This is a genomic window from Thermoleptolyngbya oregonensis NK1-22 (assembly GCF_032705245.1).
Classification (GTDB): Bacteria; Cyanobacteriota; Cyanobacteriia; order Elainellales; family Elainellaceae; genus Thermoleptolyngbya; species Thermoleptolyngbya sichuanensis.
In genome coordinates this window covers 420,140-433,089 of sequence record NZ_CP053540.1, presented here as the reverse complement: position 1 = coordinate 433,089, position 12,950 = coordinate 420,140, and the positions used below count along the sequence as shown (strand labels likewise).

At 58.3% G+C, this 12,950-nt stretch carries 11 protein-coding genes; 7 read left to right on the top strand and 4 right to left on the bottom strand.

Annotation, left to right across the window (positions count from 1 at the left end; translation table 11 throughout):
• Window positions 1–41 precede the first annotated feature (41 nt).
• From HNI00_RS01870 to HNI00_RS01855, 4 genes are all read left to right on the top strand, one after another.
• On the top strand, window positions 42–1,235 hold the full coding sequence (locus HNI00_RS01870) for an ABC transporter ATP-binding protein (protein WP_316790178.1): 1,194 nt from the start codon (window positions 42–44) through the stop codon (window positions 1,233–1,235).
• A 71-nt stretch (window positions 1,236–1,306) separates the two neighbouring features.
• Window positions 1,307–2,620: an ABC transporter substrate-binding protein gene (locus HNI00_RS01865; RefSeq protein WP_277774933.1), complete on the top strand. Its 1,314-nt coding sequence runs from the start codon at window positions 1,307–1,309 to the stop codon at window positions 2,618–2,620.
• Between the two features lie 104 nt (window positions 2,621–2,724).
• Window positions 2,725–3,582, top strand: a complete 858-nt coding sequence (locus tag HNI00_RS01860) for an ABC transporter permease (RefSeq protein ID WP_316790173.1) — start codon at window positions 2,725–2,727, stop codon at window positions 3,580–3,582.
• Window positions 3,579–4,394: an ABC transporter permease gene (locus HNI00_RS01855; RefSeq protein ID WP_390819705.1), complete on the top strand. Its 816-nt coding sequence runs from the start codon at window positions 3,579–3,581 to the stop codon at window positions 4,392–4,394. Before HNI00_RS01860 ends, HNI00_RS01855 begins: the two co-directional genes overlap by 4 nt.
• 4 nt (window positions 4,395–4,398) lie before the next feature.
• Here the strand turns inward: HNI00_RS01855 and HNI00_RS01850 are convergent, their stop codons facing one another.
• A complete protein-coding gene (locus tag HNI00_RS01850; RefSeq protein ID WP_316790171.1) occupies window positions 4,399–5,136 on the bottom strand; it encodes a dienelactone hydrolase family protein in 738 nt (245 codons plus the stop codon).
• A gap of 139 nt (window positions 5,137–5,275) precedes the next feature.
• Between HNI00_RS01850 and HNI00_RS01845 the strand changes: the two genes are divergently transcribed.
• Complete coding sequence (locus tag HNI00_RS01845) at window positions 5,276–8,296, top strand: hypothetical protein (RefSeq protein WP_316790169.1); 3,021 nt, start codon at window positions 5,276–5,278, stop codon at window positions 8,294–8,296.
• 315 nt (window positions 8,297–8,611) lie between these two features.
• Here the strand turns inward: HNI00_RS01845 and HNI00_RS01840 are convergent, their stop codons facing one another.
• Window positions 8,612–9,064: a cupin domain-containing protein gene (locus HNI00_RS01840; protein WP_420156277.1), complete on the bottom strand. Its 453-nt coding sequence runs from the start codon at window positions 9,062–9,064 to the stop codon at window positions 8,612–8,614.
• Window positions 9,065–9,311: 247 nt separating this feature from the next.
• Here HNI00_RS01840 and HNI00_RS01835 point away from each other — a divergent pair, with 247 nt between their 5' ends.
• The gene (locus HNI00_RS01835; protein ID WP_172358619.1) at window positions 9,312–9,821 is read left to right on the top strand and encodes a hypothetical protein; all 510 of its coding nucleotides are present in this window, start codon (window positions 9,312–9,314) and stop codon (window positions 9,819–9,821) included.
• 292 nt (window positions 9,822–10,113) lie between these two features.
• A complete protein-coding gene (locus HNI00_RS01830; protein WP_172358618.1) occupies window positions 10,114–10,653 on the top strand; it encodes a late competence development ComFB family protein in 540 nt (179 codons plus the stop codon).
• 224 nt (window positions 10,654–10,877) lie between these two features.
• Here HNI00_RS01830 and HNI00_RS01825 read toward each other — a convergent pair whose 3' ends face one another.
• Window positions 10,878–11,525 (bottom strand): NUDIX hydrolase, encoded by a 648-nt coding sequence (locus tag HNI00_RS01825; RefSeq protein WP_316790163.1) that lies wholly within the window; start codon window positions 11,523–11,525, stop codon window positions 10,878–10,880.
• A gap of 301 nt (window positions 11,526–11,826) precedes the next feature.
• A complete protein-coding gene (locus tag HNI00_RS01820) occupies window positions 11,827–12,903 on the bottom strand; it encodes a DMT family transporter (protein WP_316790161.1) in 1,077 nt (358 codons plus the stop codon).
• Window positions 12,904–12,950: the final 47 nt, after the last annotated feature.

The window sequence follows — 12,950 nt, the reverse complement described above, 5'->3', positions numbered from 1 at the left end:
CAGGCTGCAAGGCTCTTTCAAGGCTTTTTGGGGATGTTTTAATGACTCAATCATCTGTCTCTGCTTCAGCTTCGCCGGCCGTCGATGGGGGCGGAGTTGCATCGGTTCCCTACGACATTCCATCCACGACCGTAGGCGTATCTCTCCGCTCGGTCACCAAAAAATACGGCCCCGTGACGGCAGTTGAAAACATCACCCTCGATATCCCGCCCGGTTCCTACTGCTGTCTGCTGGGGCCGAGTGGCTGCGGCAAAACCACCACGATGCGGATGATTGCGGGGCATGAGGACATTACTCAGGGTGACGTATACATTGGCGACCTGCGGGTGAATGACCTGCCGCCTGCCCAGCGCAGCACCGCCATGATGTTCCAAAACTACGCCCTGTTTCCCCACAAGACGGTCTGGCAAAATGTCGAGTTTGGGCTGCGGATGCGCGATATTCCCAAGCCCGAACGCGACCAGCGCGTCGGCGAAATCCTGGAAATCGTTGGGCTGAGCCAGTTTGCCAGCCGCAAACCCGCCCAGTTGAGCGGTGGACAGCAGCAGCGGGTGGCCCTAGCGCGATCGCTCGTCACTCGTCCCCAAGTGCTGATGCTCGACGAACCCCTCAGCGCCCTCGACGAAAACCTGCGGGTAAAAACGCGGGGTGAGCTGCGCCGCCTGCAAAAGCAGTTTGGCATGACCTTCATCCAGGTGACGCACAACCAAGACGAAGCCTACTCTCTATCAGACATGATTGTGGTCATGGATCATGGGCGGATTGATCAGGTGGGCACGCCCCAGGACATCTTCATCAAGCCAATTTCCCAGTTCGTCGCAAAATTCACAGGCGACAACAACATCTTCAAAGGAACCGTCCGCCGCGCCGACCAGGATGCCGAAGGCTACTTGGTGCAGATGGAGGTGCCAAAGCTGGGAACGCTCCTCTGCCGGGGTGACTATGCCCATGTTGGGGCAGAGGCCGCTTGCTCGGTGCGGGCAGACCGAGTGAAGGTGGAGCCGCTGTCGGCTGCGGACACATCGCCCTGCGCTCTGGTGAATCAGGTGACAGCGCGAATTGTAGCCGTTGAATTCACGGGCTATGTCACTCGCGTCACCCTGGCGCTAGAGAAGACCGGCCAGGAGGTGCTGTACAAAGTCCGCAGCACCGATTGGGTGAGCCAGGCGCTCCAGGAAGGGCAGGTCGTGGCGCTAAGCTGGCTGGCTGATGACTGTGTGTTCTTGTCGCATTAACGTCGCGTTAGCAGCGAGTCAAACAGCACCGCAACGTTTACCCCTCATTGTTCTCTACACATCTAGGCACTATGGCTAAAATCTCTCGTCGTCAGGTCATCCGCACTGGACTCGCCGCCGGAGCCGCGCTGGCTGCGACCCGTTGCGCCCGCAGCGAAGCCCCCGTTGGCACCCCTAACAACCCGGCCACGGGCCCAGAGGTGAACACCAACCAGACCAAGGACGTAACCCTGCGGCTGATTGGCACCGGCGTATCGCAAATCAATGAAATTCGCGACAAAGCGCAGCAAGATCTCGGCTTTAAGCTGGACATGCGGGCCCTCAGCACAGAGGAAAACAACCAGATTGCGATTACCCAGCCCAGGCAGTACGACATCTTTGACGGAGAATATTTCAGCCTGCCGCTGGTGGTGCCGTCGGGCAACCTCCAGCCCATCGATGTCAACAAAGTGAAAGACTATGACAAGATCGTGCCTTTCTTTACTCAGGGCAAGTTTGAGGGAATGCCTGTAGAGCAGTCCCAAGGCACGGCTCCCTACAAGGTGCAATACGTCACCGGGCCCGACTCTAAGGAGTTTTCACCGACCCCCACCGACTACGCCACGCTGATTCCGTTCCAATACAACGCAGACACGCTGGGCTACCGTCCCGACCTCGTGGGCCGCAAGATCGAAACCTGGGGCGAACTGTTCAATCCCGAATTCAAAGGCAAGACCTCGATTCTGGACATTCCCCAAATCGGCATTATGGACGCGGCGATGGTGGCCGAGTCGCTAGGGCTGATGAAATTTGCCGACAAGGGCAACATGACCCGCGAAGAAATCGACCAGATTACCAACATTCTCAAGGAACAGAAGCGGGCGGGTCAGTTCCGCGCCTTTTGGAAGACCTTTGATGAATCGGTGAACCTGATGAATGCGGGCGAGGTGGTGCTGCAGTCTATGTGGTCGCCTGCGGTGACGGCGGTGAAGGCTAAGGGAACGCAGTGCATCTATGCGCCGCTAAAGGAGGGCTATCGCGGCTGGGGCGGCGGCATCGGCCTGTCCAAGAATCTGTCGGGCATCCAGCTTGACGCAGCCTACGAATACATCAACTGGATGCTGGAGGGCTGGGTCGGTTCCTTCCTGGGTCGCCAGGGCTACTACAGCGCTGCACCAGAAAACGCTAAGAAGTACATGTCTCAGGCGGAGTGGGACTTCTGGTATGAAGGCAAGCCCGCCGCCGAAGACATGGTAGACCCCTTCGGCAAGACGCTAGAGAAGAAGGGCGCAGTGCGGGATGGCGGCTCCTTCAAGGATCGCTTCGGCAACATCGTGTGCTGGAACTCCACAATGAAGGAGAACGTGTACCTGGTGCAAAAGTGGAACGAGTTTATTGCGTCGTAGCGATCGCCCCCTAATCTCGTCCAGTTCCCATTCATCCTCTAACCATTGCGGCTTTTTGAGCGACCAGTCCCCTCAAAGAGCCGCGCCTATTCACGTAACTTGCAATGCTGAAATCCTGGAAAAGCATTCAGCCCTACGCACTGGTGACCCCCCAAACGCTCGTGCTGCTGCTGTTTTTGGTGTTGCCAATTCTCATGATCTTTGTGGTCAGCTTTTGGCAGTTCGACGGCATTCAGATGATTCCTGGCTTTACGCTGGATAACTACAAGAGTATCTTCACGTCCGATGTGACGCTGAGAACCTACCTAAACACGTTCAAGTATGTGTTCCTGGTGTGGTTCTTTTGCCTGGCGATCGCCTTTCCTGTGGCGTACTTTCTGGCATTCTTCATCGAAGACCAAAAGTGGCAAATCATCCTCTTCTTAGTGTGTACAGTGCCATTCTGGACTTCAAACATTATCCGGATGATTTCCTGGGTTCCAGTGCTGGGGCGGGAAGGTCTGGTCAACAGCACGCTGATGCGCCTGGGGCTAGTCGATCAACCGCTGGAGTGGCTGCTGTTTTCGGATTTTGCCATCGTGCTGGGCATGGTGCATTTGTACAACTTTTTTATGATTGCACCTATTTTCAATAGCCTCATGCGGATCGATCGCAGCCTGATCACTGCCGCACGAGACATGGGCGCATCCGGGTTTCAAATTCTCAAAGAAATCATCCTGCCGCTGGCGGCTCCGGGTATTGCCATCGGCTCTATTTTTGTGGTGACGCTGGTGATGGGCGAGTTCGTCACTGTGCGGATGATGGGCGGCGGGCAGGCGGCCTCCGTCGGCAAGATGATTCAGACCCAAATCGGCAGTTTGCAGTATCCGCTGGCGGCGGCAAACGCGGTGATTTTGCTGCTGGTGACGCTGCTGCTGGTCATGGCAATTTTGCGCGTGGTCGATATCCGCAAGGAGTTGTGATGCAACAGAAACGCTCCCTGACTTACTACCTGCTGGCGGGCTTCTTTGGGCTATTTGTCCTGTTTCTCTACGGCCCCATGCTGGCGATCTTTATCCTGTCGCTGCAAGGCGAAGAGGGCACGCTGACGTTTCCGATGAAAGGCTTTAGCTTCTACTGGCTGGGGCAGGTCTTCCAGGAACAGCGCGTGGGCAACTTTACGGATGCCTTCTGGCGATCGCTCCTGTTGGGGCTGCTGGTGACCCTGCTGTCGGTGATTGTCACGGTCATGTCTGCCCTGGCCTTCCGGCAGCGGTTCAAAGGCGCTGGAACCCTGTTCTATCTGACGATTGCCAGCCTGATCGTGCCCAGCGTGCTGATCTCTCTGGGCATCGGCATTGTGTTTCAGGTGCTGGATCTGGAAACGAACTGGTTCTCGTCGGGTCTGGGCGCACACCTGACTTGGACGGTTCCCTTTGCCTTTCTGATCATGCTGGGCATTTTCAACCGATTTAACCCGTCCTACGAAGAGGCCTCCCGCGACTTGGGCGCAAACGACACGAAAACCTTCTGGGAGATTGTGTTTCCGCTGATTCTGCCCGCGCTGATCGGCATTGGGCTATTGGGCTTTACGCTGTCCTACGACGAATTTACGCGCACGTCGCTGGTGTCGGGGCAAAAGAACACGCTGCCGCTGGAAATCTTCGGCATGACCACCAACGTTACCTCGCCTGCACTCTATGCCTTGGGCACGCTGACGACGCTGTTTTCCTTTGCCATGATTCTGCTGGCGATCGCCGCCTACAACTACACCTCGCGCCGCCAGTCGCAGTGAGGCGCTAACCGATTACCCGCTTCAGGAACGGGATGAGTTCGTTCCAGGCAGCATCAGTGGCGGCGGGGTCGTAGCGGGGGCCATCGTCGCGCATGAAGGTGTGGTCTGCCTCGTAGATCAAGATCTGATGCCTTACGCCAGTCTTTTCCAGGGTTTGGGCGAGGGTGTGGCGATCGGGTTCTTTCACATGTGGGTCGAGCGTGCCAAAGACGAGCAGCAGCTCGCCGCGGATTTCGCCCGTGCGCTGGAGCGTGTCGGCCACGCCTTTGCCCAGTTTGCCGATGGGGATGCCCGTGGGATAGCAACTGACGGTGGCTTTCACCTCTGGCTGGAAGGCGGCGCGATAGGCCAGGTGTCCGCCGATGCAAAAGCCCATGCTGCCCAGTTTGTCGGGCAACACGCCGCCTTCAGACTTGAGAAAATCGAGGACGGCACGGGTGTCGGCATCGTAGTGGGCGATCGCCGTTCGTCGAGCGTCATCATTCCCCTGCATCCGTCCCAGGTCGCTGGGTTCAATCACCGTGCCCACGGGTTCCAGCCGATGAAAAATTTCTGGCGCGGCCACCACATAGCCATAGCCCGCTAGCCGATCCGCCAGCCGCGTAATCGGGCCACCCAGTTGATAAATATCTGAAAAGAAGACGATGCCGGGATATCGACCCTCTGGCTTGGGCGCGGCCACGTACACCCGCATCAGGCTGTCGTCCACCCGCAGTTCCACATTCCGCTTGATGATTTGCATCTGCCCATCCTGCCATGCTGTTTGCCCCTAGCGTAGCCATCCCGCCAAGGGGATTCAAGCTTGCTGAGACACCTCACCGGGCCGTAATCTTGGACGATAGAGCCAGAACGCCGACCCTGAGTTTCAGCCCTGAGAGTCTATGGAACAGCCCAGCCCGACCGCGACCCGTGCTGCCAAACGAGGGCGATCGCCCTGGAAAGCGCCCTGGAGAGTCGCCAGTATCGCGGGCACGGTTCTGGCCGCAGTTCTAGCAGGATCGTCCATGCTGATTCCGGCGTTCAGCGGCTGGCTCTCGCACACGCTGCTATTGCTGACGGCCACCTTCAGCATTACCAAAGACCTGCTGCTGGTGGGCGGCATTGCGGTCTTGGTTGCCAGTTTGCTGGCCCCACTAGAGGCCCTGGGCTGGTGGGCGGGCTGGTATGGTGAGGATCTGCAAACCCTGGAAGCGCCGGGAATCCTGGCAGAACCGCTGCCCGAACCCAGCACCATCACTCGCTACGTCATTTATCTGGATGGCATTGCTCAGGGAAAGTATACCTACCTGCCCGACGTAGAGGAATTCCTGGCCACGCTGGCAGCCGACATGCCCGATGACATCGTGCTGATCCAGGGCATCATGTCCTACTCCGTGATGAATCGATCGCTCACCGAACGGCGGATGCTGGCATTTTTTTGGCGCATCGTCGATCGGCTGCAAATGTCGCCCTCCAGCGGCATCTTTGGGCTATTGCTCTCGTTTTTGATTAACATCCGCAACGTGCTGGTAGTCGCCGTGACCGCCGATCAGCGCTACGGCCCGATTTACGGCCAGGGCACGGCGCAGGTCATGTTCAACAGCTTGACCCACTACGGCTATCAGCCCAATAGCGGGGTTCCGGTGACGCTGCTGGGCTATAGCGGCGGGGCGCAGGTAGCGCTGCGGGCGGCGCTGACGCTAAAGCAACTGCTGAAAGCGCCCATCGACGTGATCTCGCTAGCGGGCGTGGTCAGCGGCAATCACAACCTGCTGGAGCTAGAGCATCTCTACCATCTGGTGGGCGATCGCGACTGGGTTGAAAAAGAAGGTGCAATCCTGTTTCCCCAGCGCTGGCGGCTGTTTCCGCTGTCGCCCTGGAACCGCGCCCGCCAGCGCCGCAAGATCACCATTTCTTCTCTCGGCTCGATGGGGCACAACGGAGCCGACGGCCCCTACAGCGTCACTAAGCGCCTGCCCGACGGCCGCACGCACCTAGAGGCAACCGTCCGCGCTGTGTCCGATATTTTGCAGGGCAAGTCGGCGCTGGTGAGCAAGACGCAGGTCGCCAAACCCAGCAACTACGAGCGCTATTGGCAAGCTGAGTTTAACCGACCCGACTATTATCCGCTGAATCAAACCGTAGACCCAGACCTGTATCGGGCAATTGCCCCCTGGATGGGTCGGCTGATCTTGCCCAAACCGAACGAGCGGCGACAGGTGCGCGGCGTGTGGTTTGAGGTGCATCACGCGCCGCCAGAGTATGCCCATCTGGTGGGTCAGATGACTGTGCTGCGCTGGCAGCAAACGCCGGGGATTCAGCTCTTTTTGCAGCAGACCACCCGCGATGTCTTTTTTAGCGAAGAGACGGAATACAGCATTTGCCAGGGCTTGGTGCATCCGCTGCGAATTGACCGCTGGCAGCGGGTCGATCCGCTAGAGTCGCTGGCAGGCAGCCGCCCCTACGACGATGTGCTGGTGATGCTGGACGAGCCGCAGGTGAAAGATGTCCAGATCGGCGGCGAAGGGCGATCGCTCCTCGCCATCACGCGAGAACCTGTGCAGATCACGGGTCGCTATTATGCCCTGGCCAGGCTTCTGGAACCCGTCGATGCCGAGGGGTTGCCCCTGCCCGCCTCCGGCGAGTCTGCGCCAGAATTTTTCCGCATTCAGCATTTCAACCGCGCCACACGCCAGTTTGACGGGCCCACAGAAATTGTGTGGTTTCCCCCGGTCATTCCCGATGCAAACAACCTGCCGCCCGCTGGGAATCGGGGACTGGAAAAGTCTCCTGCGGGGCGCGATGGCTGGTATCTGTATGGCGCAAAGGACGCAGCGGGTCGGTTTGTGGTGCAGGCGATCGCCCCCCGTGCGCTCCTGCGCTTGCAGCCGGATCAAACCATTGGCGATCGCCGCGAGGCGTGGCAGTTCCTCCGGCGCGGCATTTGGGAAGACATTGCCACGCTGAAGGGCAACGTCCGCTCGACGCTGCTCCTAAACGCCCTAAACGAACGCATGGCAGATGCTCCGAATGCTCCCCCGGATGGCCCTGCGCTCGCCAATGCCCCGCCCTTTGCCGAAGGCTCCCGGGCGCTGGTGATTCACCTCTATGGCGGCATCGGCGGCACAATGGCAGAACCCCAAGCGCAGGGCCCGCTATACTTTGGGCATTTTGCCTACGGCGTGGCGACCGTGGTGCGCGAGCCGCTGGCCGGCGAGCTCATCTTCGACATTCACTACCACCAAGTCTATACCCACAACACCGACGGGGTGATTGCGGGAACGCTTTCCTGGCAGAGATTTTTGGGCGATCGCCAGTTTGGCTGGCTGGGTGTGCGGCCGGTGTGCGACCTGGTGATTCAATACGATCCGTTCACCAGCCCCTTCGACTTTGGCGGCGTAAAAGCCTCGGCGCTAGACGGACTCGTGACCCAGCTTGAAATCATGACCGCCCGCTACCGCATTGGCGATGGCACAGGCGGAACCTACGTCGGCCCAGCCCACAACTGTTCGCAAGACTCCAATCAGGCCCTCTACGCAGCGGTGAAAAATTTGGGCGACGCGCTCAACCGGATGCCAGAACTCAAAACCTGGCTGGATGAACAGCCCGACCAAGCAGCCCGGTTTGACCAACTGGTGCAGTTGGGGCGCTTTATTAAACGCGAGATGCTGCCGCTGGGCACAGCCCGCGCCGACTGGAAAACGAACGACAGCACCCTCGGCGTTAGCCCCGAAAGCGAAATTCTCTATAACCTCACCGTCGGGCTGATTAGCTGGCGGACGCTGCTGCCCCGCCTCGCCTGCGAAACCATTGCCCGCCAGTTTCTCAATCAGGGCGCACAGATTTGGGCGCTGCAAACTTGCCAGGTGGGGGGCGATCGCCCGGAGATTGCGCCCGTCGCACCAACGCCGTTGGGGTGGTGAGTGGGTGGGGGGACGTGGGGGGAGGAGGGAAGAACGAAGAACGAAGAACGAAGAACGAAGAGGGAAGAACGAAGAGGGAAGAACGAAGAGGGAAGAAACTTTTTTAGCGCGATGTGCTAGGGCGTGCTTTCAAACCCTTTGATCCCCCCTAGCTCCCCATAAAAAGGGGGAACCGAGCCGAACCACTCCGGAAAGTCCCCCTTATTAACCACTCCGGAAGTCCCCCTTATTTCTAGCGAAGCGGCGCGTAAGCGCGGGGATTTAAGGGGGATCGACTCAAGGCAATCAACGACCTAGAAAGTTTTAAGACACTGCCTAGCCTGCCGGAGCATCATCTGCTGGATTATGGTCTGCTGGATTGTAGAGGACGACGTTTTCTTGCTCGTTGGGGTCGTTGCGGGAAACTAGGGCGCGGGCGGGTTCGGTCTGGCTGAGGTTGTGGGGCTGGTGGGGAACGCCGGGGGGAATAAATAGGAAATCGCCTGTTTCGTTGATGACCGACTGCCGAAGTCCCAGCCCGTAGCGGGTTTCAACGCGCCCCTCTAGGATGTAAATGGCGGTTTCGTAGTCGCGATGGAAATGCGGCTCGGCAGAGGCTCCCGGCGGAATGATCACCAGGTTCATGGAGATACCCTGCGTCCCTGCGGTGTTGCCAGAAATGCCGACGAAATAGGGCAACCGCTGGCGCGTCAGGGTTTCTGCATCGGGACGCACGGTAATGATTTCGCCATCGTTGGGCTGGGGAGCGGTGGTGTCTGCCCCGCTCATGCCCTCATCGCTCACCTGCTCTGCCTGGGCTGCTTGGCGTGAATCTTGTTGCAATGCCATCGAACCGTGTCCTCCGAGCCAGCATCTAAATTTCTCTATCTTCATCCTAATCGTCAGATTTGCACCTAACCGTGGGAACGACGCTTGCGCCGCCATCTCAGCCGATAATGGAACCAGCAGTTGGAAACCTTGCAAGTCAACATTGCAGACAAGGCACATTGCAGACAAGGCACGGAGTGCGATCGCCATGAATTATGTTGTAGCAATTCTTCCTGACCGCATTCAGGCAGAGGCGGCCTATTCGGCGCTGGAGGCGGCAAACCTGCCCATGAGCCAGGTCAGCATTTTGGGGCGCGGCTACAAAAGCGCCGACGAATATGGCTTTCTTGACCCCAAAAAGCCTGCCCGCAAGCAGGCGTTGCTTATGGCGACGTGGCTGGTGCCGTTTGGCTTTATTGCAGGGGTGGCGTTTAACCTGGCGACCGCGTATCAACTGGTGCCCTCGGCGGGCGTGTTGGGCAATCAGATCATCGGTGGCGTTTTGGGGGCGATCGCCGGAGCAATGGGCAGCTTCTTTGTCGGCGGTGGCACGGGGCTGGTCTTTGGCGGGGGCGATGCCCTACCCTATCGGAATCGCCTCAAGGCGGGGAAGTATCTCGTCGTGGTGAAGGGACAGCCCAACCTGACGAATCAGGCCACGAAGATTTTGAAACAATTTGACCCAGAAAATATTCAGGGCTACGTCGAGCCAGATTAAGTCTTGCCAGATTAAGCCTTAGCAGTCTGTTTGTGTCGCCAAGGGCGGTCTGCAACGGGCAGGCTCCGCAATTTTTCTTAACATGCCTGAATCGTTTGCAAGGCCATCATGAAACCCAGAGATTGCATCCTTGATCAGTCCAGATCCGTGCCGCTGTCCGGATAGATCTTCACACAATCGTTAAATGGGGTTGGTGCAGTTGTGGAATTCCGGGGCACACTAAACCAGATGGGTATAAGCCTAATGGACTCCAGTGACCCGTTCCGTTTTGCCGTGAAGATTTGAGGGCAACATGAGCATTGAGAAAATCGTCGAGCAAGCGCTTCAAGATGGCTACCTCACCCCCGCGATGGAAGCTGAGGTTGGGCGCATTTGCGATACGGCTTCCGAATTGTCTATCGAAGAGTACATGGCCCTCGATCGGCTCATGGGGGCGCTATTGACCGGCGAGGTGGTCGCGGTGCCCCGTAAGCAGTTCATCAACGTGATGGAAGAAATGGTGCTGACAGAGGCGATCGCCCGCGTTGCCGAAATCGAAGCCACCAGCGATTGCACGCTAGATTTGGGCGATATTGCTGCCTATGCGCTGAACCGGCTGCCGCCCATGTATGCCACGACCGAGGAAGGTGCAGACTATCAGCGCAGCCGTGCCCGCGAAGATCTGCAACCGCTGATTGCAGAACAGGTGGCAGAGGCGATCGCTCGCAGCGTCAACCGCCCCGACTTCTATCCCGAACGCCAGGCCTTGGGCAAGAGCGCCAGCGACGAGGTGCTGGGTCAGGTCAGTACGCTACTCAAAGCCTACGCCCACAAGTTTGAAGCACACGCCTAGAGACACACGCCCAGAGGAGGGTGGAAATTGGCGATCGGGGAATTGGCTTGCTCTCAATTCTCGATGTTGGCTTTTCTCGATGTTGGCTTTGCCATTTGGCTTTGTGATTTGGGTCTGCGCTTTGGGTTGGCCTATGCTGTGAACTCAGAGCTTCCGGTGAAAGTTGCAAGCCAGCCCTGAGCGGTCGCCCGGTTCTGCTGTGGGCGCTGTAGCGCAACACCCTCTTAACCCTCAACTGCCAAGCCCCAACCCCTCGCGCCCTGATGCGTCAAAAAAGCCGCCGTGCCGTGGGGAACACACACCACGTCTGGGCTGAGCCGGATGCCCGGTTGCAGGTCGATTTTTGCACCCGTGCTGAGCAAGTGTCCGAGGGTGGGGCGATCGCCCGTCTGCATTTGCAGCAAATGCTCGTCACTGAGGTACAGAAGCGCTGCGATTTCGCTGCTGGGCTGGGGCTTTGCCCGCAGAGACGCATCGAAGGCAAGCAGATAATACGTCTGCTGACTGCTGGCCAGGCTGCCGTAGCTGGAGTGGGCCCGCTTTTCTAAAATCAGCCGGGGGCGCAGACCCGATTCCAGCAGGCACACCGTAATCACGTCCCCTTCAGCACTCAGAAAATAGGTCTGCTCAGCACTGTGAATCGCAGAAACCACCGCGCCGATTTCTTCAGCGCTTTCTCGCAGGGCGCAGTCTGTCCAAGACTCGTCGGGCGATCGCCGCTTGCCGCCCACCCCAAAAAACCGCAGGCGATCGCCCCCGTGAGTCAGTTCTCTCCGGGGAATCGAAAAGACGTGATACCCCTCCCATCGCAGAAACAGTGCCGCGCCTGCAGGGGTCGTTCGAGAGATGAAATCAGACAGTGAAATGAGCATTGACCGACTCAGAACTATCAAAACAGAACTATCAAAAAGGGAGACAAAAAGAGACCTTTGCAGGGAGTTGCGTTCAGGAAGCGATAGCCAGCAGCGCCTCCCCTATTTAAGCCTGCAAAAAGTTAAGACAGGGTAAAGCGACACAAAACGATCCCTCTTTGGGGATCACCACCGATTTATTCGTCAGGATTACGAAGCAAAATTACGATAGGACTTACGCAGTTGGACGGTTTCTCGTGGGCTGCACCCGCGAGAAATCGTCCAAAACCCAAAAAGTTTAATCGCAAGTGCGTAAGTCCTATTACGAATCGGAGTGGGGCGGAGGATTAACCGACGGATTGACCGAGGGATGAACCGAGGAGTTGACCGTGGCAGCTTCTATAGCTCCCTCTCGGAGGGCGACAACGACTGGGCTAGACCCCGCAAATTTTGCCGCTAGCTCATGGCGCTGATTCACCAGATACACGCTCACCAGCGTCAGCACTACGCCAATCCATTCTTGTCGGGTCAACTGTTCTCCCAGCGTCAGATTGCTAAACAGGAGAGCAAAGACAGGGGTCAGGAAAATCAACGCGCTGACGCTGGTGACATTGCCCGTCGCCGCCAGGTAGAAAAACATGCCGTAAGTAATCGCCGTGCCGAAAATCGTCGTGTAGCCCAGCCCGGCCCAGTCGCCCAGATTCAGCCCCGACACCTGACCTGCCTCAGTCAGCGCTGACAAGAGCAGCAGGGGAACCGCGCCGATAATCATGTGCCAGCCTGTGCCCACAATGGGGTCGGCGTATTTGCGGACGTAGGTGACGATGATTGTGCCAAAGGACATGGCCAGCGCCGCTAGGATCATCAGCAGTTCGCCGCTTTGCATCAGCGTCGCCCAGCTAAAGGCTCCGGTCGGCAGGCTGAGGTGGCCCTGGAGGGTGGACTGGATCGCTGCCTCCGGCAGACCGCACAGCGCTACGCCCAGCACCCCGATCGCCAGCCCAATCCAGCCCCAAAGCCCAATCACGTCGTTCAGAAGGAACCGCGACAGCACTGCCACAATCATCGGCTGCGCGTCGATTAGCACGGCTCCCAGGCCTGCGCCCGTATGCACCAGCCCTTCGCTCAGGAAGCCCTGGAACAGTGCGCCATCCACCAGACCAAACAGCGCAATCCAACTCCACGCTTTCCAGCCCTGAGGCTGGGGCAGTTTGGCGATCGCCCCCACCAGCAGCACCAGCAGCCCCGCAGGCAGGAGCCGAAATCCTGCTAGAAACAGCGGCGTGGTATGCGGCAGAACAAATTTCATCACCACCATCGCCGTCCCCAAAAAGAAGAAGGGCGCAACCAGGACAATGGGCGATTTGGCGAGGGCGGGCGTAGATGGGTTGAAAGACATTAGGACACGAGGGGGTGACAGGGTGGCAGAGGGACGGAATCGTAAAC